This is a genomic window from Acinetobacter sp. RUH 2624 (assembly GCF_000162375.2).
GTDB lineage: Bacteria > Pseudomonadota > Gammaproteobacteria > Pseudomonadales > Moraxellaceae > Acinetobacter > Acinetobacter nosocomialis.
The window spans coordinates 1,475,248-1,496,330 of record NZ_KI391939.1 but is presented as its reverse complement, the minus strand read 5'-3'; the positions used below and the strand labels follow the sequence as shown (position 1 = coordinate 1,496,330).

The following is a 21,083-nucleotide window of genomic DNA, read 5'->3' as shown; positions in this document are numbered from 1 at the left end:
TTATTCAAAAATGAATAGTTTGTGGAAAACAATTCATCTTCGTATTGATAGCTATTCATTAATGAATAAAAATATTCATCATTATGGAGTCATTGATATGTGCATGAATATTCAAGATAAGGTTATTTACCTTTCTAACAACCGAGGTTTGACACAACAGCAAATTTCAGAACGAACAGGAATTTCTCAAAGTTCTGTTTCAAAAATTGCAAGTGGCGAACAAAAAGAAGTTGCTTATAACAAAGGTGTTGCTTTAGACGCGTTAGTTGCCTCTGAACAGAAAAGAGAATATGAGGAATCCAAGACAAAACAATTAAATCGATCTGCATAAAAACCAATTTTAGGAATGTATGAGGCATAACCATGGCTGAAAAACTTCTTGCAAATGCATCATCGAAATTAACTTTAGAAGAAAAAGCAAAGATGGAATGGATTGCCAAACTTGAAGGCAAGAATTCCTTATCTAATCTCATCCGTTCTATGTGTAAGAAAAAGATTTCAGAAGTAGAAGGTGAGATGGCAGGTAAAAGCTCTCTCGAGGTAATAAAAAACATTTGCACTAGAAAAGTCTCAGAAGCTGAATCTGAATATCAGTTTCTCAGAAATGTTTTTTGTGGGTCAAAAGATAACGGGTATACCAGAGATACCTTCGAATTAGTGCCTTTACGGGCCGAAAAATCGCGGCATACAAATGCTAGTGATAAATCAGTCCAGCTTGATCTACTTAGCTGGAAATAAAAAACCACTCCCTGCGCCAACAGGAAATGGTCTATGGCTGTTCAAACCCTTGGAAGAATGAACGTGAGTAATTTAGCAAATCATCCCTGCTCAGGCAAATGCACTGATTTTAAAGAAGAACAGTGCTCAACTTGTCTTATAAATCAAGATGCCCCGCATCAAATCGTAAACACTCAAACCGATGAAGAGAAATTTCTAGATCGTGCATTCAATGCACAAAAGGAGATTTCATGACTTCAGAAAAAAAGGTTTGGCCGTTAGGAACCAATCACACTGATTCTGAGGGAACGCCGTGGAAGCGTGACGAACAGAACAATTGGTGGTTTTGGCAAGAAAACTTTGGCTGGTCACGCTACGTAGGTCCAGTGAACCAAGCTTTCTTAGATTTACGATTTGAGATAGGGACTGAACAATGATTTTTGAATTAATAAATCCTAGTGATAAATGTACATTTGAAGCGCCAAATTTAAAAATTGCTGCTTTAGTTACTTGTGTACTTGGAAACGGTCAATACTGTGCAAAAGGAATTGAAAACGACCTTGATGTTCCATTCTTTATTTTTGGTGGGCATGACGAATGGTTTGTTTCTAATTTTGGGTTGAATTTTAAAGAAACTTATATTCAAGTTCGAAATGAAGAAAAGTTTGACCTGGTAAATAGCTTTAACAGTGTTTTGTTAGGTTCTTACCTTGACCGTACTGCTTTCTATAAAGCTTATGACTTAATTCAAGATCCAGCTGAGAAAAATAAATGGCGTGAACAATGGTTAGAGGAACGCCGCTCGTCTTTAAATAATATCTGTAAACGTGCATGGAATTTTGCTGAACAAGTGAGCTTGTATAAACCAGCTCAGGAAGGTGCAGCATGACGGTACGTCCAATTTTATTTAATTCAGAGATGGTTAGGGCCATTTTAAATGGATCTAAGACGCAAACACGCCGAATTATTAAGAGTAAAGTTCAAAAAAAAATTGATATAGCTGAACATCTTGGAGAGTTCTTTGCTTTAGAAGATCCAAAATCAAAAATATCTTCATATTTTCAGAAATCTTGTCCTTTTGGAGCAATTGGCGACCAGCTTTTTGTTCAAGAGACGTATGGCACCAAAATTAGAAGTTTAGGTGGAACTCCTCATGAGTCATTTGTCTACAAAGCAGATAACCCAAATGAAATTGCTTATTACGACTGTAAGGGAAAGGGGTATCCAGTTAGATGGAAGCCATCTTCTCGTATGCCTCGTAAAGCATCACGTATTTTGCTTGAAATAGTTGATATCCGTGTTGAACGTTTACATGAAATTAGTGATGTAGATGCTAAGGCTGAAGGTTTTGATAAACCTAAAACTGATTCAACTATGCAAAGCAATAATTCTCATAACCCAGTTCTTAACTTTCAAAAACATTGGGAAGCAATAAAAGGTAAAGAATCTTGGAATGAAAACCCTTGGGTTTGGGTGATTGAGTTCAAGGTTAAGCAAGAGATAATTTTTTCAATGGGGAACTTTTAATGGAAAAGTTCGTCTTCAAAAAAATAGGTGAATATAAGTCAGACTGGGCTTTAGCTTATGTTGATCCAAATAATTTATATAGTGCTGGCGGTGGACGTCTAACAGTCGTATTAAGTAGTTTTACCGGTTCCGCTTTCTTTTCTCATGTTGGTCAACCAACTTTTAAAGAGTTCATTGCCCAATGCTATGCTCCTTATTTACTTAATAAACTTTTTCCTAAAATTGAAAAGTGGGTAGATGTTGAGGATGGTAATGAAGTTATTGAATATATAGCTATCAATAAGCTATCTGAATTAAAAGATGGTCGATCAAGTGGCGCAATTTCCAAAAGAGATCTTAGAAATTTTTATGAACACCTTAAAGAAATTGAATTCGAATGTTTTTCAAATTTCTTTGACCAGCTCACTTTTAAAGACCGATCAATCATGTGTGAACTATTTGGTGAAGACTGGCTTTGGGAAAGTGGGCCATCCAAATTAAATCCTGATTACGTATACCTCGAAAAAATGCTGGTAGATGTGATTTCTGAATTTAAGAAATTAATTGGATTGGATGGGTGAGCGATATGAAAAATAAACTCATCGTTGACCGCAACCAAGCTAAAAATATCCGCGATAGGGAATTATGCGAAATAGCGGTAAATATGCGAATTAAGGAAGGGGAAAACAATCAATTTCGTGCGAGAAAAAAATTTCTCAATCAAGTTTTTTGGGTAGCTGAACCCCTTTGTAGCATTAAATGTGGACCTGAAAAATTCTACGGTCATTTTTCCTGTGATCCGATTCCTGAAGGTTGGAGCCGTTATACACTTGATAGACCAGGAAGTAGGGTTAATTTTGGTGAACATCGCTTTTTAGTTGAGTGCACTGAAGTTAAGACATTTAAATATTCTGCAGGTCAATTATTCACTGTTTTACTAACGCTTAAAAAAGTTAATGGTGGTGCATTATGAATATGTGCCTCAACCTTAACTTATTACCTCATGAATTGATTGTTGATAATTTTGCAGGTGGGGGGGGAACATCTACTGGCTTAGAAAAAGCCTTTGGCCGTCCCGTTGATATTGCTATTAACCACGATCCTAAAGCAATTGCAATGCATCGTGCTAATCATCCAAATACTCGTCATTTTTGTGAGGATGTTTGGGATGTTGACCCTGTAAAAGTTACTAACAATCAGCCTGTAGGACTGGTTTGGCTTAGTCCAGATTGCAAACACTTTTCTAAAGCAAAAGGTGGAAAACCGGTTGAAAAGAAAATACGTGGTTTAGCTTGGATTGCTCTTAGATGGGCTGACTTTACACGACCACGTATAATCATGCTCGAGAACGTTGAAGAGTTCAAAACTTGGGGCAGACTAGGAAAAGATGGATTCCCGAGTAAAAAGCACAAAGGTGAAACATTCAGGTGCTTTGTTAATGCATTACGTCATCAAGGTTATAAAGTTGAATGGCGAGTAATGAGTGCTCGGGATTACGGATCTCCAACTCTAAGAAGACGGTTTTTTCTAGTTGCTCGCCGTGACAACTTTCCTATAGTTTGGCCCAAGCCTACGCATGCTGCACCAGATAGCAAAGCAGTTAAAACTGGGAAATTAAAACCATGGCGAATCACTGCAGAATGCATAGATTGGTCAATTCCTTGCCCAAGTATTTTTACTCGTAAGAAACCTCTAGTTGAGGCAACTTGTCGCCGTATAGCAAATGGTTTAGTCCGTTATGTGATCAATAATCCAGAACCATTTATTGTTCCAATGGATAAGGTTAAAAGCGTTGCCCCAGTACTTACTGAGTGTGCAAATGCATCTAGCCCAAGATGTATGCCTATTGATGAACCTTTACGCACAATTTGCGCAGGGGTGAAAGGTGGGCATCATGCGTTAGTTACTGCGTTCATTGCTAAGCATTATACGGGTGTAGTTGGTAGTGATATTCGTGAACCACTTCATACGATTACTGCAAAAGATCATAACAGTTTAGTCGTCAGCAACCTGGTGAAACTGCGTAATAACAACATTGGTCAACCAGTAGATGAACCATTACACACCATTACTACAAGTGCGGGTCATTTTGCATTGGTACAAGCATTTTTAACTGCCTTCTACGGTAGTGAGAAAGACGGAAATAGCATTCATGAGCCACTTCGTACGATACCAACACGTGATCGTTTTGGCCTTGTAATGGTTAAAGGTGAGCTGCACCAAATTGTTGATATTGGCTTCCGTATGCTTCAGCCAAGAGAACTATTCACTGCACAAGGTTTTGAACCTACTTACATCATTGATCATGGGATCGATGAACATGGAAACACTATCAAATTAACTAAGACAGAACAGGGAAGAATGGTAGGTAATTCTGTACCTCCTCAATTCTCTGAAGCTTTAGTACGTGCAAATTTTGCACATGAACACTTATATGAGGCAGCTTAAGAAATGGCAAGATCTAGAAATATTAAGCCCTCATTCTTTATGAATGAAGACATTATTGAATTACCTTATGAAGCACGATTGCTATTTATAGGGCTTTGGACTTTAGCAGATCGCGAAGGCCGACTCGAAAATCGACCTAAGAAAATCAAAATGTCTTTATTTCCTGCAGACGATATAAACGTTGCAGAACAGTTAGAGAACATTTCTAAGTTTGGTTTTATCGAGTTATATAACGCTGATGGTATTGATGTTATCCATATCGTTAACTTTGTTAAACATCAAAACCCACATGGTCTTGAGAAAGATAGTGAGCTACCTGACAGAAATGGCATCTACACTGTCTATCAACGTAATCCAAAAAACAAAACAATTGTTGGAAAGGCAATTCAGCTAAATAAAGCTGATCTAAAGCATTTTTACGATAAAACAGGTCCATTTGCCCCTCAAAATACTGGTTCTGCTGTTGAAAACAGTTATCAAGAAAGCGAATCGAATCAAGCAAACAGTAGTGGAAACACACAAGAACAGTTAGATAACGGTTCTAAAACTGTTTCTATCTCAGACCAAAACGCCCTGATTCCTGATTCCTTTAATCTGAATCCTGATTCCCTTAATCTGAATCCTGATTCCCTTAATCTGAATCCTGATTCACTGAATCCAGAAGGGAATAACAACTCCGCCGTTGGCGAAGTTGATTCATCGACTCAAGCAAAATTTAGTTTCAAGAGTGCTTTGAAAAAAAATGGTGTACCTGAGAAAGACGCTGCTGAGTTCTTACAAGTACGTAAAGCCAAGAAAGCTCAAAACACCGAAAACGCTTTTGACGCACTTTTGAATGAAGCCCAAAAAGCAGGAATCACACTTCAGCAAGCCGTCGAATATTGTTTGAAAAGACAAAATCCTTGGGGTGCCTTCAAAGCATCTTGGTACCTAAACGAAAAACCCGAAATGACTACTGGTCAACAGTCTAACCATCAATCGTTACCACGCAACGTAAATGATCAATGGGGAGCGCCAAAGAAATATGAACCGGTTGCTCACACAGCTGTGAAGGGTGAGTTGATATGAACGCAGTGCCTCAAAAATTGGAATATAAAATTTCCCATACAAACCAGATCTGTAAGATCCACAAAGAATACATGATCAATGTACATGGTCGAATCGTTTGTCAGTCTTGTGTTGAAAAAATCATGAAGCAGTCAAATGAAAAATATGAAAGCGATAAGAATATTCGTATTTTAAATTTGAAAATGGCTCGAGCTGGTATCCCTAAAAGACATGTAAATAGCGGCTTTAGCAACTATGCAGTAACTCACAAAGGACAAGACAAAGCTCGTAAAACTTGTGAAAAGTTCACTATGGATTTCAATGCAGGTGTTTTTAGAAATTTACTCCTTGTTGGTCGTACTGGAACAGGTAAAACCCATCTAGGTTCATCTATTCTGAAAAATATCATCATTAAAAACTGGGAGGCTATTTACATTACGTCTGCAGACTTAGCTGAAGATATTGCGGGTGCCTATCGCCGTAGCGGTGATAGCGAAGATGAAGCACTAAAACGTTATGTGGGCAAAGATTTATTAATTATTGACGAATATGGCTTACATGACCGTGCTGAAAAACGTCCTCACCTGCTTGAGAGTGTTCATAAGGTTCTACTTACTCGTTATGACGAGATGAAGCCAACAGTAGTGATTTCAAACCTAAGCCTTTCTGAGGTTCGCGATGATCTTGGGGACCGGCTTTGGTCAAGATTTCAACATGATGGCTTAGATATTGTGGAATGTGATTGGGATGATGCTCGTATAGGTGGAGGTAAAGCACAGTGAACGCATTTGTTGATATGAAAAAATCTGAATACGCATTAGTTGCTTACTCAAACGTAGCAGCTAAATCTAAGGAGCGAAAAGCATTAGAAAAAGCAGTTAAGAAATGGCTGAAACATCCTGGTAATAAAATTCGACACGTTGAGTCTATAGGGCGTGATCTCAATATGCCTCACGGCACCGGACCTATGTATAAGCGTTTATGTTGTCGTTGCGAAACTTGTGTCGAATGGGCGCTTTCAACTGGTTTAATCAAATCTAAGCCAAAACCAGTTGTAAAACGTGGTCCAGATGCTCGCCAATTGCGTATTTTGGCACAGAAAAGCCAATTGACCCCCTACGCTACAGCTTTTAATGAAGATTGGGATTTACTGGCCTTAGAAGTGGATTATTCAGTTACGGCATTTCAACTTGAACGTATTTATCAAGGTCGTTCTGAAATTGATCACAACTTTGTTTGGAATCGAGTTAAGCGTGTAGCTGATCGTTTAGTTGCTGAAAAGTTAAGAGCTAAAGGGGGTGGGTGCAAATGAAATCTAAAGCAACCAGCAAAAAACGCTCAAAAAAATACAATCCAAACAAGCTAACCCCGACCCAAGTTCAAGCTAATCAGAAAAAGGCTTAACTACGAAGAGAAGCAGCTCAAGAATATGAATGCAATATGGGGTCCATTTCATAAGATGTAGGGACTAGATGGAAGCAGAGAAATTTAAAGAGAGAGGTTAATTGAGCATTTTCTAAATTACTTAATAGTACCAACTTGAATAAGGGCAGCTAATACTAAATCAGCCATTTTTAGGTTTGAGCGCTTTTTTCGCTAGGTCTATTTCTTAAAAAAGAAATAGACCTTTTTATTAGGAATTACTATCTTAATATTTTGATATTACTTCAAAATTTAAAATAAAAAACTTTGAGTAAATTCTTGTAATATTAATTTAATAATTCTATATTATAGAATAAGAGGAAATTATGAAATGGAATTTGTAACATGCCACAATATCTTTTTCTTGCTGAGACTATTTACAAAAAAATGAAAAATGAAAAACTATTTTCTAAAGATGTTTTAGAAAATATGTATATTCTTATGAAGGTGATTCGAAAAGAAATTAAGGGTACAGAATATAAGCTGAAATATAATTTTATTGATTTCAATGAAGTACTGAGTAAAAGTAAAAATGATTGTAAGGTAAAGATTGATGTAAGTTTGATTCCTTCTTATAATTTAAGAGAAGAATACATTTTATGGTTAGCTGGGTTTATTCAAAAAATTACTGAAGGGGGCCCTAAGCCACCCCCTCCTATCAAAGAATATATTCCCGAGTTTATAAATTTGGAATCGGAATTAGATTTTTTAACCTTAAATTTAGAAAAAAATCAAAATAATGGGGAAGAGATTGTAAATTATTTTAATTCCAAACATTATAAAGCAACTTTTAAAAAATAGTTTTCTTAGTCCCGTTAACTAATTTTAGAAGTTTTATTCTTTTTGAACTTTTACTTTTTTGTAGCAGCAAAGAAATTAACTTTGCTAAAAGCTATAATTATAATATTTGTAATAATTTTAAATTTTTTTAGATACTTTTTTAAAAAAAATATTGATTCTTCAAAGAAATTCATTTAATTTAATATTGCTAAGTAGCCATACTTAGTATTTCAGGTTTATGTGGATTTCATAAGCTCATTTCTGGTTCGGAAATGAGCTTTTTTAATTCTTTGTTATTTCTTATAATGGGTTTTTATAATCATGTAAAATAAAAATGATAGAATGATCAAAATTGCTGAGAGTACAAAAGCTACGATGATAGTTTTCATTTTTTGATGCTTTTTTATGAAGAAAACTTTTAGAGAGTAATATTTTAGCTTTTTTCTGTCAATATACTCCTATTATTTTAAGAAATATTATTCTAGTGAGTTTATCAATTAAAGAATCAAGCTTATTTAAGTTGTGGATAAATATAATATTTTATGTAATTTATGGTTGATGAAAAAGAGAATTTCTGAGTAAGAGTTATAAAAGTTTTAGATTTCTAAACAACCCCTAGGTAATAATTTTATAATAAAGGGAAACTAGATGTGGCCTTTAAAATTTTGGTGTGTGATGCAAATCCTACGTAAAAAGGGTTTGGATATTAAATTACTAAAAAGAAGGAAATGATAGGGGCCCCTATCCTAAAAGTGCTGACACATTGGTAAGTAGGACCAGCTCGATGTTTTTTTGAGGATCAATATATTTTGCATATATAAAAGAGAGCATTTTTTTACAAACAAAAATAATGAATTGGAACAAGGGTACTTCTAAATAAATCTAACGGTTAATAATTCTGGAACTAAGTGTTTTTAAGGATTATGTCATGCAAGAAGAGCTTCAAGTTTATGTAAATCTTACTTGCTTGATTTGAGGTCGTTATGATTAAAAAAAGTAACCGCCGTCAGTGGAGCGAGTTTTTCTCCAATAATAAAAGACAGGAATTCTTTAAGGATTTCAGTGTTTCATCAGGTAATAACAAAGTTAAAAAGCATAAAGCTAGCTCAAATAAACATGTGTTTTTCCCGTGCCATGTAGAAAAAGAAAATGATGGTGAAAATAGTGTGTATAGGGGAAGTACAGGTGGTGTTATCATTTTTGGTAAGCAATACATCACAATCAAATTGCCTTATGGATTAAGCGCTAACGAGATTTGGCGGGCTACAATTGATCAGAACGGAAAGCAAAGAAATAGTCTTTCAGTAGGTGCTAAAAAGTATAAGGACAAGGTTCAAAAACAATATGGACCTATGTTTAGAGCACTTAAGTTAAAAGCTATCGATCAACTTTGTGAAATACGGTTAATTGTTCAGCCACCACTTAAAACTCGTTCTTACAGCGCTAAAACTTATCCACGATTTGATATTGATAACTATCCAAAACTACTAATTGATAGTGTCAAAGGTGATGGCTTGTTATTCAAAGACGACAATATTTTCATAAGTGAACAAATTAAGCTGGCAGAACCATGTGAAGAGGGTTGTGTCTGGCTTTCGTGCGTTTTTACTGATGAAACTGATTGGTTGTCAAAAACTGTAGATTTTGATTGGTTAGCTGGGAGAAGCATTTAAATGGCGAAAAAGAGCGATTTGCAACGTCGAGTACTTATCGGAAGAAAACTTGCAATGGCGCGTGACATGGCTCAATTACGTCAAGAAGACGTAGCATTAGAAATATTCGGTACACCGCATAAAAATCGAATGAGTGAAATCGAAAATGGTAAGTTAATGCCAGATGCAGAATTACTTTCTTTGCTATGTCAAAAATATGGTGTTTCAGCTGACTGGATTCTTGGTTTTACGATTGAACCGGAACTAGATAAAACAGCTTCTGTAGCAGGTATTCTGTTTAACAGTCTTGGTGAAATGATGAGTGAATATACTCAAGCTATGGCATTTCAATTGAGTATGGCTGCGGCACAGCATATTACTTCTTTCCCTAAAGCCTTAACGGTTGAGTTACTTGAAGCCTCAAAGGGGCTTATTCAAGCATGTTTATCTCAAGAACAGTCTATCCAAGAAAAGGTTTTACCTGAACTTCACACCCTCATGCGTATAGTGCGTGAGTGTGAACAAAATCGTGCGAAACAAATCCGTAACTTAGAAATGGCTATCGATGATGTATTCCAACGCGAAGAGAACGATTTACAGCAAAAAGCTCTAATTGATCTGATCCAAAATAAAAAACGTTTTAGCAAGGCTTCTTTACAGCAACAAGCTATAGCTGAAGTAAAACAAATAGGTCTATTTACTGAATAAGGGATAGACTTTAATGGCTCGCAAGATTGAATACTCGGAAGAAATTTGGAACCGGCTAAAAGAAGTCTATGAATCTTCTCCTAAGATTACGTGGCAAGGTTTAGTTGATCAGGTTGGCGAAGAACTCGGTTGTGAGATGCCTTCGCCATCCGTTGTACGCCGTAAAGCACTTGCGGAGAAATGGAAAAAGAAAGCTAAATCTCTAGTCAAAAAGACAGCTCAGGAGCTTAATAAAGAGATTAAAAAATTGACCAAAAAAAACAATGGTCAAGAAGATACACAAGATACTGAAAAAACTGAAAAAAGTAATAGTCAAAATTCTGTCAAAAAAACGTCAAATATTGCTGAATTTAATAGTCAAAACTCAAAAAATAGTGGTCATAACAACGGTGGCCGTTCTACAGTCAACGAGAACTATCTAAAGTCAGCTTTGGTTGTCAAAAACAACCGTATAAGAGCTCATAAGCTTGGAGAGTTAATTACAGACACTATCGATAGTGTTATTCATATTAGAGATGAAGTACTGAATTTAAATAATCCAACTGAGGAACAATTAGCATTAGTCAAGTTCAAGATGGGACTTATATGTCAAGTTGTAGATTTAAACGTTAAGCAAAGTATCAGCATTTCTAACATTGCCAAGACAGAAGCAATGTTCTGGGGCTTAGATGTAGATGATCTTAAAGACCAGTCGGAAGTTCAAGCACGGCGTAGTTCTGTTATTTCGGGTGCTGAAGAAAGAATGGCAATCGCTAAAGCTAATATGAAGAAGAAAAAAGAAGAGGCGTTTATGCGTAAGTTAGCGCTAATTGAAGCAGGTGAAGTAGAGCCAGATGATAAAAATGAATAGATTTTATATAAAACTTTACACCATTGAAATTATTATCTTTCTATTAATTATAATGCATGTGGCATTTATATTTTACAAAGTGCTTAAAATCATTAATTAAATAGAGTATTAAGTTATGACCCTTATTTCAGCAGCAGAAGCAGCTAAAATCTCAGAATCTGCACAGCCATCTACACTTGAGGAATTGAAACAAGAAGTAGGTGTATTTATTACTTCTCTTGCCGCAAAAGGACAGAAAGAAATGACTTTCACCTTATCAAAATCAAGAGCTACAATGGCAGTAGTCAATGAGTTACAACAGTCCCTAATCGATCTAGGATACCAAATTGAATTAGATGTTTTGGATCATAATAATTATTTTCTAAAGATTAAGTTTTAATTAAATTTTTGGTTGGAACACTTAAAAATTCAAAAATAATTATGATTCAAAATGCCCTATATCAGTATGGGGCATTTTTGTTATGACAGATTCAAATCACAATAATCCAGTTTTATCTTATGATGAACTTGGTTTCATTATTGGTATGAAACGAGTTGAAAAAAAAGTAAGTACGATTGATTCAAATATTGAGAAGATCATAGATATTCTTACTCAAAGCTTTGAAGAGCAAAAAGTACAGCTCGCACAGCCTCAGCCTAAACTGACTGAATTTCAAAAGATGCTTAATGCTGTCAATAATAGACAAACTTTAGATTTTGAAGATTTATTAAAAGAAAAAGCAAATCCAATCACTCAAGCATTTGTTGTTGCAGACAAGCTTGTCAAAGACTTTGCAGGTGTATTGGAGCAATCAGTTGATGATCTTAAGACAGTAGAAAAGAAAAAAATTAACCAACCTAAGAGCATAAAGCCTGCAATAGAAATTAATAGTCATGAAGACTTATCAAAAATTGTAAATCCTAGTGTTCCTGAGCGTGACGAAAAGGGCCGTTTTGTATCAAACCCTAATGAACCCCAAAACCAATCATCAATTCGTAAAGTTGCCCAAACGATAACTACGGCGATTAAAGGGGTAATGCCGAACTCTCCGCAAGGTGTAGATCCTACAGTTGATGCAATCAATGAAGTCGGACACTTACTTACACCAGTTCGCCGTGCTGCAGGTCTAGCTATGCGGCCATTAACAGGATTCATGAGTAGTAGAAAACGGAATGAACCTTTACCGCGGGAACAAGAAAATCATAATCGCAAGCAAATAAAACTATTGCAGCGTATTGCTGATAATTTAGCGTCTAAAGGCGGTTTGCTTGGTTCTCTAGGGAAACTACTTACTACCGTCTTATCTGCTGGCAGTGGGCTGTTAGGTGGAGTACTGGGCAAAGGTAGAAAAGGTATTGGGAAATTAGGGAAGGGTCTTGGAAAAGTCCTCAAGTTTGGCCGTGGTTTACCAGTCATAGGTGCACTAGCTGCTGGTGCATCATTATTAGATTGGAATGAACAAAGTACACAAGAAAAAGGCGGTACTGTTGGTAGTCTTGCGGGTGGAGTAATTGGTGGTACAGTCGGATCTCTATTTGGTCCAGTTGGAACATTAATTGGTGGTATGGCTGGTTCTTGGATTGGGAATAAGCTAGGTACCGTAGTTGCTCCGTATTTTAAAGAGTGGACAGATTCATTAATTGCTGCAGATGTACCAGGCATTATTAATACTGCTTGGAAAGGGTTTGTTAACTATGCAACCAATGCTTTTGAACTGACAAAAGGTACAGCATCAAAAGTTGTAGACGGTGTTAAAGATACTGCTAGTGATACCTTAGATTTCATTAAGGATAAATTTAATCGCTTTAATCCATTTCATGACGGCGTTCCCACATGGGGCATTGGGCAAGGAGTTTATAAGCCGGGTTTTGGAGCTAATGCTGGTGTAGCTCAATATGGCGCTACAATTGCACAACCAGTTAATCGATCAGCTGCTAGAGATGAGGCATTAAAGTTTTTCACAAGCAAGGAAGGAGGAAATTGGACACCAGAGCAAGCTGCTGGAATAGTTGCGAATCTTGAAGCAGAAAGTGGCTTTAAACATACTGCTATTGGTGATAATGGTAAAGCTTTTGGAATTGGTCAATGGCATCCTGATAGACAAGCAAAATTTAAACAAAAGTTTGGTAAAGATATTCGTCAATCCTCATATCAAGAACAATTAGCTTTTGTGAACTGGGAATTAAATAACAATGAATCATCTGCAGGTAAAAAGTTAAGACAATCTAAATCCGCTAATCAAGCCGGTGCTATTGTCTCCCGATATTATGAACGACCTGCAGCAGTTGAAGCTGAAGCTATGAAACGTTCAGCAATGGCACAAAATATCCATGTTGATGCAGGCAAAAGATCTCTACTTACAGATAAGCAAGATAACTCTAAAACATTAAAAGATGTAGAAGCTAAAACAGTGAAGAGTGCTTCTGGCATTGAGCCAAAGCAAGGGAATATCTATAACCAAACAAGTAGAAAACTCTCAGGCGTTTTAAGCTCTAAAACTCCACATATACCAACTTCAAAAAGGGATCTTAGCTCAAGTGGCACTAGTCTAAAAAGTACTCCTATAACAAAAGTACCAGCTTTTAAACAGCCACTTAATACTCCAAATCCTCAGGAAGTCGTTGTTGTTAATGGTAATAATGGTAATATCAGTCAGAATGTAAATGATAGATTCCTAGCACATGCTTTAACTGGTGGGATAGGAATGGGAAACTTAGAAGGTTAGTTTATTAATGACTCTTAGAGCTTTAAATTTAACGGTATTAATTACTATGCTTGCATTAGCTGGTTGTAATAAAAATAATGAGCAACCAGCTGAAGGATCTAACTCAGCAATGCAAGAACCCGTTAAAGCGGAAGCAACTTATGATTTTACATCTTTAAATGAATCTGATTTTTTGAATCAAAGTATTTTAATAAATGATGACAAAACCTATAGAGGAATTAGATTTCATGATTATGATGTAGGCACAAAATTAATAGGAGCTGCGAGTATCGAATCAATTCAGAAGGTTGATAATTATACTTTGGCTTTGGCATCCTCAAGGCCAATAATAAATCAAAAAGCTGGTTTATATGGGGTTCTGGCAAATAAAGCTAATTTTGACGGTAATTTAGTTGTTTTAGTTTTTGAGCCAAATGTACAAGCAAGGGTTATAGAAGGCGACATAATTGCATTTAAGGGCACTGTTGCGCCGTCAGACGTTTTTACTTATACCAACCCTACAACTAATCAAATTGAAGAGTTACCAATTATATATGTTCATTTTTATCAAGCAGGCGAACTATCAATACAAGGTATTAACGACTATTTGAAAAAGCAATCTTCTGAAATTCCTAAAATCATACAAAACAAAATTCTCCAATATGAAAAGCTCAATGATTCATGCCGTGGTGGATCGGGTGATGACCCCGAAACTATTGAAAGTTGTGAAGCTAGAGATACTTTATATGTAGATATTAAAAATGGCGGATGGTGTTGGGGCTCTGAAAACGAGAATGCTGCAGGAAATGATTTGAATTGGCTACCATGTACTAAAGATAGATATAAATAAATTAAGAGTGGAGCAATTAGATGTATAAATTCATGAGAATTACTTTTTTAATTATGAGCACGATTACTTGTTCAGTTACTTTTGCTGGTATAGATAAATGCTCAAATTTGCCAAATCAATCGGCTTTAAATACTTGCTCATCAAATGTTTTGAATTCTGCAAATCAGAAAATTAATTCCGTTTATGCAAATTATATGAAAGAGCTTAACCCAACAGAGAAACTTCAATTAAAAGAGGCTCAAAGAGCTTGGATTCAATACAAAGAAAAAGATTGCCAATTTCAATCTTCACCTGTTTTAAAGGGCTCTTTATATCCATTTGTTCATAATGCATGTTTAGTGGAAAAGACAGAAAATAGAATTAAAGAACTACAAGATATGCAAGAGTGTAGATCAGGTAACGAACCTGGTTGCTTATAAATTCAATATTTGTAGAGAATATTAAAGGGATTGAATTATTCATTCCCTTGTTGTTCCTTTATGAGTTGTAAATATTTTTAATAATGGGGAAATTTGATGCTTATTGAATTGTACGATCAACTAAGAAAAAACTTAATAGAAATAAATAACTTTTACTTAGAACAATGTCAGCTCAAGCTTTTGAATCAATTTGATAACATCTCTCAAGAAGCTGATGAATATGAAGAAAAATGGCGGATTGAAAAAGAGAGCCATTACTTCAATAAAGATCCATATGATTCCTCTTCATTATATTATGATTCATATGATGCAAGTATTATCTTTTATCAAAATCTAAGTGATCTTCAACAGAATGTCAGATTTTCAGTTATTGCGGGAATGTATCATAGATGGGAAAAACAGTTTCGTTCATTCCTACATAATCAATCCAGATGGTGGGGATGTACTCATCAAGTCAGAAATGAAATTTGGACTCTGCCAGTTAACAAATTATTTATGCTTTTTAAAACTGATGAATTCGATATCGAAAAACAAGAGTTTTTTAAAGATTTTGATGCTTGTAGAGTAATTGTTAATGTTTTTAAGCATGGAAATGGAAGCTCATATAGAGAGCTGTGTAACAAGTACCCATTTTATTTAAAAGAAAATTATCATGGTATGGAAAATAATCCGTTGCCTTACTTTATATATGAACCTACATTTAATATTACGGATGATGACGTTGTTAAATTTTCAAAGGCTATTAGTGAATTTTGGCGCAAACTTAAAAATATTGAGAATGTTGAAGATCGAGAGGAATGGTTGAGAAGGACGTTTGAAAAGAGAAAGCGAAAATAATAGAACTGAACAAGTTAATAGAGTTATTCCTTTAATTAATATATAATTAGTAGGTTAATTTAATAATTTATTCATAGGATTTCGGAGAAAATGAAGTCTAGCAATATTTCTAATACCGTAGACTTGTTATCTTCTGATCGATTAAAGAGTTATAAATTATATTTTAATTTAAAAAATAATGAGGAGTGCATAGGTGTATACCTTTGGAATGATGCGCTCTCAACTGCTTTTTTTAAGTTGTTAAGTATTTTTGAAGTTGCATTTCGTAATATGGTACATAAAGAATTATCGTATCTTTATTTTTCGCATAAAAATCAAGGACACATACATGATAATGATTGGTACATGTACCTTATGGACCAAAATATACTAAACTTGGAAACTCAAAAAATATTAAAAAAAATGACTCATAGGAAAAAGAAGGTTAATGGAATTACGACTTTAGTTCCTAAAACACAAAACATTCCAACTCCAGGTAAAGTTATAGCAAATCAGACATTTGGTTTTTGGATTAAACTTATTGAATTACATCCTTCTATTGATTGGCCTGAAGTTTTCTTTAAGGGTTTTAAAGATCATTTTGCTGTAAATAAAAGTTATTGGGATACAAATGCTATAGACGATTTGATTATTCGGTTAAGACAGGTTCTATCTTTAAGAAATCGTATTGCTCACCACGAGCCATTATGGAAATTTACTGAGATTCTTCATGAAAAATCAAAAGTAGTGATCTATGAATCTGCTACTACCCCAAGTGAAAGCATTTCAAGAATGTTGACCTTGAATCATCGTTTATGCCGGTTAATAGGTTGGATATCAAAAGATAGAAGGGATGACTATTTATCATCAAGTTATAAAAGACATTTTGATTGGTTCTGCCAAGAATCAACTATCGAAATATATAAAAATTATTCCTATATGAGAGAACTGCCATTATCAAGGGCTAAGAGAGAGTTCCGTCGTCTTTTGAAAATTTCATGCTTAATAGAAATTAAGCACCAACATGGTGGAATAGTTATTTCTAGAGGTTTTTAGTAATTTCACTGTTGCACAAATTTGACAAGTGGTGCAGTAATTAATATTATAGGTACATAGCTAATCTTATTGAATAAGATATCAGTAATAAATTTCTCGCTGATAATCCAATAAGTCTTATTTGAAAGCACCCTGCGGGGTGTTTTCCTCGTTTTAGGGTTCTAAAAATTGGAACCTTGCACAAATTGTACATCCAATAGATTTCAAAATAACCTCATTGATATGAGGTTATTTTTCATGGGCAGTCTTAATCTTGCAGCTGTAACAGCTTCTACTCCATACATTAAAAAGATCCAATCGGCTTTAGAAAAAGCAACAGGCCAAACGATTGTTACACCAGAATTTCGCAAAATTAAGCGTGTTGCTGGTGTTAGCGTTTTACCAGTTGCATTTTTCTTTTCAGGTGGCGCTACGCTAACACTTTATGTTCGTGCTTTAGCAGATGTGGTCAAGGCCGAACTGAACGACAAAGTAATTGTGCTATCAGGAGATTTTAGTGATGACTATAAGCCAACATTTGAAAACGCCGTGAGTTGTGTAGCTAAACTTATCCGTGAAGCACAATCAAAGATTCAAGAACAAAATAAACGGGATAAAGTCAGTTTGCCGCCGCGCCGTACTTCTGTAGATCAGAAAATTAAAGAAGTACAAGAACAAGAACAAAAGCTAGATGAAGATTTAGCAAAACAAACCGCTCAGCGTGACCAACTGAAGGAACAAATTGAACATGCTAAGCAACAACTTGGTATAAGTTCGGAGGCTGGTCAATCCGAACTGGGAAAGCCTGAATTTGATAGTGCGAGTCCAATCAAATCAGTTACAGCAAATATCACACGTGGTAAAGCTGCAATGAACAAAGCCATTATGGAAAAAACCACAGTGCATAGAGCTATGTATCGTAATGATCTAGGCTGGGTGGATTTTGAGTATGGCAGTGATAAACAGGGCATTAAGCATATTATCAAGCGCCGTATGGAAAGTGATGGCATGACATATGATGAAGTTGTGCATATGCTTGTGGATACTATTGTGCAAACAATCGCTCAAGGTAGTACACAACGGCGTACAGAACGTGGATTATCTACAAGAATAAATATTTTATTTAATTCGCATGAAGCGTCATTGATTAAGCGAGAAGGTAGTAATGCATGGCTGCTTACAGCTTTTGAAGTGCATTAAAAAAAGCCCGGTAGTTAGAGATGGGTTGCGACATCTTCTAACCTACACTTATGACCCTATACGTTCTCGTGTCATAAGTGGAGCGGGCTTTGTATATATAATAATCCATGCATTTCTTAATTTCAAATATGGAACCATTCACGCTTACATATATACAAAAGCAATACCCTTAATACAGTTCTTATTAAGGGTGTTTTTTATGCAAATTCAAATCGGTATTGATATTGTCTTAATTCTTGCATTTTTAGCTTATCTTTCCGTTGTTACAGGATGGAATAGCAAGAATAAAGCTGCGTATATTAAACAATTCCGTCATGTGCCTATAAGCCTCTTATTTAAAGAAATCAGATATATGTATTTCATAAGTATGGCATGTGTATTGATCACTATTATTCTTGTTGATTGGAGAATCTATAACGTTGCTTCATATTTTGATGCATTAAGCGTTTCATTATGGATATTCATAATCTATTTCACCATTTTTTCAACTTATCAGATTGGCACCGCAATACTAGTAAAGCTTTTGATGATTTTCAGTAATAGAGCAACTTCTTAATGATCACATCTAAAACAATTTTAGACATGGTTGAGTACTGGCTTAATCATCCGGTCAATGGGAAGTATGGTTCTGACTTTGGTGCACCTCTTTATGATTTGCTAATGGCACCTTTAGACTCGAGGGTGGCAGATAGTTTTCTCATTAAGATGAAAAAGGATCTACCAATATTATCTGAGCTTAACTCTGACCAATTAGCACTGTATTCACAAACCGAAGGATTTGAGACGGTTCATATTCATTTAAGCATCATGAATGTGAATATAGATCTTAACCAAGTAGCAGACCGATTGGGTAAATCAGTAACAGGTGAGACATATGACATTAACGCAAGCTGATTTTGAAGCCCAGCTCCAAGCAGCGATAGATGATTATGAGATTCAGGAACGCTATAAAGCTCAAGATCCACTTGTCGTTCACCAGCTGCGTTCTATGGCTAGTTTTTTGACTGCATTTGGTCCAGAAATCGATATTGCTTCTATTGAACCATTTACCAAAACACGTGACCGCTCAATTATTGCGGATGCTACAAATAAAGGCATTTTGCCAATAGGTACGCCGTGTCAGCACTTAGTTGAAATTATCAACCGGTCAACAAATGCTGTGAGCTTAAGTCAAGGGCGAATGATTGAGGACCATAGTGGCGGTAGAGTGTGGCGGTTGCTTCAATCCATTACTGTTAAAGCTGGTGAAACGGCGGAAGTAATAGCCGAACAAAGTGAATACCGTGAAATTAAATATGTTGTACCAGTTACTGAAGGGTTCCATAAATATCGAATAGACCTTTTAGAGGACCTTTCACTTGCAAATATTTCGATTAAGCAGGGCAATAATAACTATGTAATTAAGCCGCGCTGGATGAATGTTGAACCAGGTGAATATGCTGTAACTGTTACTACAGATAATCTAAGAAGATTGTTTATTGAGTTTGGCGATTCTGAGAGAGCTGGTCGTACTCTGCAAGCCAATGAAACGGTAATAATTGGAATTCTTGAGACATACGGGGAAGTTGATGTTAATCGTTTAAAAGATGCGGCTTTACTTGATGTACTTTCTAATGATGAACAACGCATATCAGTGCGTTTTAAAGCTGGTGGAGTGATTAGAGAGGGCGTAGATCCGTTAGCTATATCTGAATTACGTTTATTATCAAGCTATCCATCGCTTTACGATGAAGATGCTGTATTTCTGGGTAACTTTGACTATGCGGTCCGTAAAAAATTCATGAAACGGGCACAGTTTATTTCTGTTTGGAATGAAACTTTGCAAGAGCAACACTTTGCCATTACATACCGCGACATTAATCATTTAAACCTTGTGGTGGTTGCCAAGAACCCAGCTGAACAAGCAACGTTAGAACAAGATATCTGTCGGTATATTGGTTATTGCGATAACTTGTATGAAGGTAAAGTGAATGTACATGAAGCTGTAGAAAAGCCAATTGAAGTAAAAATTAAAGGCTCTTTGGCTTCTGTACATAACACAGATATGGTTAAGACACAGATCAAAGAATTACTTGTAGAACGATACGGGCGTGAATCATTGAGCTCAAGTCGTTGGCTGGTTAATGGCTTTAATACGCAAGAAATGGGGAAGCTGATTAATGACAATATTGTGGCTTTCCAAGACCGGATGAGTGACTTTACCATTATGCTTTCAAATGAGTTGAATAAGCCTAATGAGTGGGTGTATGTGACAAAAGACAGCATTACTGTTGAGTTGGAACGCACCGCTGATATTTCGGGGGCTACATGGACCCTATAAGCTTTACTCGGCCTATCGATGAACACTATGTGAGTACGGGCTTGCAAACCGCACTTGCTAAAGCATTTAAACAAGTATTTGCACAAAACTTTGAGCAGTCCATTCAAGATTTATTGGATTACGGTTGTCCTCATATCGGTAGTAAAACAGTTGTAGAACGGTTCTCTAAACAAAACGGACTTGTTGTATTACGCCGAAATAACACCTCTGACACGTTAATGCGAATTATCTATGCCAATTGGAGCAGCATGGGTAATAAAAGAGGATTAGCGTTTTTAGAGTTTGTTTTACGAATGTTGTGGGGGAAAGATCATTTTCAGATTATCCGGCTATGGCACAGCTTGGAAAAGCTAAAAGAATATCCAGCCTATTTGTCTGATTTTGAAAAGCCAAATTACTTCTTAACAAGTCGGATTAGAATTGTTTTAGATAAAACTGTTGATGCAAATGAAGTGGTAGAGCTGTCACCGATATTACGCCGTTTAGTACCAGCCAATATTGTCGTTAAAGTCCACTCAATGGCATTTGATAGAGATTTAGGCACCACAAGCTTTGCAGCGGCAATAGCAGCTAAGCCTTATGCAGTCTATAACTTCCTTTAATTCAATTGGAACTGTTGAGTTAGCGCT

The 21,083-nt window shown here is 35.9% G+C and carries 27 protein-coding genes; all 27 read left to right on the top strand.

The features are described 5' to 3' along the window. The first annotated feature begins 97 nt into the window (after positions 1 to 97). The 27 genes from HMPREF0014_RS0206380 to HMPREF0014_RS13630 all read left to right on the top strand — a co-directional run bounded on the left by HMPREF0014_RS0206380 (position 98) and on the right by HMPREF0014_RS13630 (position 21,056). On the top strand, positions 98 to 331 hold the full coding sequence (locus HMPREF0014_RS0206380) for a helix-turn-helix transcriptional regulator (RefSeq protein WP_009497419.1): 234 nt from the start codon (positions 98 to 100) through the stop codon (positions 329 to 331). Between the two features lie 32 nt (positions 332 to 363). After that, on the top strand, positions 364 to 738 hold the full coding sequence (locus HMPREF0014_RS13750) for a hypothetical protein (protein ID WP_000818521.1): 375 nt from the start codon (positions 364 to 366) through the stop codon (positions 736 to 738). A 33-nt stretch (positions 739 to 771) separates the two neighbouring features. Further along, positions 772 to 972 (top strand): hypothetical protein, encoded by a 201-nt coding sequence (locus tag HMPREF0014_RS13745; protein ID WP_000290738.1) that lies wholly within the window; start codon positions 772 to 774, stop codon positions 970 to 972. Continuing rightward, a complete protein-coding gene (locus HMPREF0014_RS13740) occupies positions 969 to 1,154 on the top strand; it encodes a hypothetical protein (RefSeq protein ID WP_000200036.1) in 186 nt (61 codons plus the stop codon). The genes HMPREF0014_RS13745 and HMPREF0014_RS13740 overlap by 4 nt, the downstream gene beginning before the upstream one ends. Then, on the top strand, positions 1,151 to 1,606 hold the full coding sequence (locus HMPREF0014_RS13735; protein WP_005120314.1) for a hypothetical protein: 456 nt from the start codon (positions 1,151 to 1,153) through the stop codon (positions 1,604 to 1,606). The genes HMPREF0014_RS13740 and HMPREF0014_RS13735 overlap by 4 nt, the downstream gene beginning before the upstream one ends. Then, positions 1,603 to 2,244 carry a hypothetical protein gene (locus HMPREF0014_RS13730; RefSeq protein ID WP_006581307.1) on the top strand — a complete coding sequence of 214 codons (642 nt, stop codon included), beginning with the start codon at positions 1,603 to 1,605 and terminating at the stop codon, positions 2,242 to 2,244. Before HMPREF0014_RS13735 ends, HMPREF0014_RS13730 begins: the two co-directional genes overlap by 4 nt. After that, entirely contained in the window at positions 2,244 to 2,804 is a 561-nt protein-coding gene (locus tag HMPREF0014_RS13725) for a hypothetical protein (RefSeq protein WP_006581306.1), read from the top strand. The genes HMPREF0014_RS13730 and HMPREF0014_RS13725 overlap by 1 nt, the downstream gene beginning before the upstream one ends. A 5-nt stretch (positions 2,805 to 2,809) precedes the next feature. Beyond that, positions 2,810 to 3,196, top strand: a complete 387-nt coding sequence (locus tag HMPREF0014_RS13720; protein WP_004708298.1) for a hypothetical protein — start codon at positions 2,810 to 2,812, stop codon at positions 3,194 to 3,196. After that, positions 3,193 to 4,671, top strand: coding sequence for a DNA cytosine methyltransferase (locus HMPREF0014_RS13715; RefSeq protein WP_004715049.1), 1,479 nt, complete (start codon positions 3,193 to 3,195; stop codon positions 4,669 to 4,671). Before HMPREF0014_RS13720 ends, HMPREF0014_RS13715 begins: the two co-directional genes overlap by 4 nt. A 3-nt stretch (positions 4,672 to 4,674) precedes the next feature. Next, on the top strand, positions 4,675 to 5,739 hold the full coding sequence (locus tag HMPREF0014_RS13710; protein WP_004886711.1) for a hypothetical protein: 1,065 nt from the start codon (positions 4,675 to 4,677) through the stop codon (positions 5,737 to 5,739). Further along, positions 5,736 to 6,500 carry an ATP-binding protein gene (locus tag HMPREF0014_RS13705; RefSeq protein WP_006581303.1) on the top strand — a complete coding sequence of 255 codons (765 nt, stop codon included), beginning with the start codon at positions 5,736 to 5,738 and terminating at the stop codon, positions 6,498 to 6,500. Before HMPREF0014_RS13710 ends, HMPREF0014_RS13705 begins: the two co-directional genes overlap by 4 nt. Then, positions 6,497 to 7,030 (top strand): hypothetical protein, encoded by a 534-nt coding sequence (locus HMPREF0014_RS13700; RefSeq protein ID WP_000991091.1) that lies wholly within the window; start codon positions 6,497 to 6,499, stop codon positions 7,028 to 7,030. The genes HMPREF0014_RS13705 and HMPREF0014_RS13700 overlap by 4 nt, the downstream gene beginning before the upstream one ends. A gap of 455 nt (positions 7,031 to 7,485) precedes the next feature. Continuing rightward, positions 7,486 to 7,941, top strand: a complete 456-nt coding sequence (locus HMPREF0014_RS13695) for a hypothetical protein (protein WP_001136753.1) — start codon at positions 7,486 to 7,488, stop codon at positions 7,939 to 7,941. 962 nt (positions 7,942 to 8,903) lie between these two features. After that, a complete protein-coding gene (locus HMPREF0014_RS13690; protein WP_000592658.1) occupies positions 8,904 to 9,593 on the top strand; it encodes a RusA family crossover junction endodeoxyribonuclease in 690 nt (229 codons plus the stop codon). Next, positions 9,594 to 10,280, top strand: coding sequence for a helix-turn-helix transcriptional regulator (locus tag HMPREF0014_RS13685; RefSeq protein ID WP_001085639.1), 687 nt, complete (start codon positions 9,594 to 9,596; stop codon positions 10,278 to 10,280). It abuts the gene before it with no gap. 13 nt (positions 10,281 to 10,293) lie between these two features. Then, positions 10,294 to 11,130, top strand: a complete 837-nt coding sequence (locus HMPREF0014_RS13680; protein WP_006581302.1) for a hypothetical protein — start codon at positions 10,294 to 10,296, stop codon at positions 11,128 to 11,130. Positions 11,131 to 11,245: 115 nt separating this feature from the next. After that, positions 11,246 to 11,509 (top strand): hypothetical protein, encoded by a 264-nt coding sequence (locus tag HMPREF0014_RS13675; protein ID WP_000172662.1) that lies wholly within the window; start codon positions 11,246 to 11,248, stop codon positions 11,507 to 11,509. A gap of 82 nt (positions 11,510 to 11,591) precedes the next feature. Further along, complete coding sequence (locus HMPREF0014_RS13670; protein ID WP_006581301.1) at positions 11,592 to 13,835, top strand: phage tail tip lysozyme; 2,244 nt, start codon at positions 11,592 to 11,594, stop codon at positions 13,833 to 13,835. A 7-nt stretch (positions 13,836 to 13,842) separates the two neighbouring features. Further along, on the top strand, positions 13,843 to 14,664 hold the full coding sequence (locus HMPREF0014_RS13665; RefSeq protein ID WP_006581300.1) for a hypothetical protein: 822 nt from the start codon (positions 13,843 to 13,845) through the stop codon (positions 14,662 to 14,664). Between the two features lie 20 nt (positions 14,665 to 14,684). After that, positions 14,685 to 15,083 carry a lysozyme inhibitor LprI family protein gene (locus tag HMPREF0014_RS13660; RefSeq protein WP_000276407.1) on the top strand — a complete coding sequence of 133 codons (399 nt, stop codon included), beginning with the start codon at positions 14,685 to 14,687 and terminating at the stop codon, positions 15,081 to 15,083. A gap of 96 nt (positions 15,084 to 15,179) precedes the next feature. After that, on the top strand, positions 15,180 to 15,920 hold the full coding sequence (locus tag HMPREF0014_RS13655) for a hypothetical protein (RefSeq protein ID WP_006581299.1): 741 nt from the start codon (positions 15,180 to 15,182) through the stop codon (positions 15,918 to 15,920). A 90-nt stretch (positions 15,921 to 16,010) separates the two neighbouring features. Further along, positions 16,011 to 16,955: an Abi family protein gene (locus tag HMPREF0014_RS13650; RefSeq protein WP_000842717.1), complete on the top strand. Its 945-nt coding sequence runs from the start codon at positions 16,011 to 16,013 to the stop codon at positions 16,953 to 16,955. Between the two features lie 237 nt (positions 16,956 to 17,192). Continuing rightward, the gene (locus tag HMPREF0014_RS13645; protein WP_006581298.1) at positions 17,193 to 18,134 is read left to right on the top strand and encodes a tetratricopeptide repeat protein; all 942 of its coding nucleotides are present in this window, start codon (positions 17,193 to 17,195) and stop codon (positions 18,132 to 18,134) included. Positions 18,135 to 18,333: 199 nt separating this feature from the next. Further along, the gene (locus HMPREF0014_RS0206365; RefSeq protein ID WP_001166851.1) at positions 18,334 to 18,690 is read left to right on the top strand and encodes a hypothetical protein; all 357 of its coding nucleotides are present in this window, start codon (positions 18,334 to 18,336) and stop codon (positions 18,688 to 18,690) included. Continuing rightward, a complete protein-coding gene (locus tag HMPREF0014_RS13640) occupies positions 18,690 to 19,028 on the top strand; it encodes a hypothetical protein (RefSeq protein WP_000633139.1) in 339 nt (112 codons plus the stop codon). The genes HMPREF0014_RS0206365 and HMPREF0014_RS13640 overlap by 1 nt, the downstream gene beginning before the upstream one ends. Next, complete coding sequence (locus HMPREF0014_RS13635) at positions 19,009 to 20,454, top strand: hypothetical protein (protein WP_004886731.1); 1,446 nt, start codon at positions 19,009 to 19,011, stop codon at positions 20,452 to 20,454. Before HMPREF0014_RS13640 ends, HMPREF0014_RS13635 begins: the two co-directional genes overlap by 20 nt. After that, on the top strand, positions 20,442 to 21,056 hold the full coding sequence (locus tag HMPREF0014_RS13630) for a hypothetical protein (protein ID WP_000371256.1): 615 nt from the start codon (positions 20,442 to 20,444) through the stop codon (positions 21,054 to 21,056). Before HMPREF0014_RS13635 ends, HMPREF0014_RS13630 begins: the two co-directional genes overlap by 13 nt. Positions 21,057 to 21,083 lie beyond the last annotated feature (27 nt).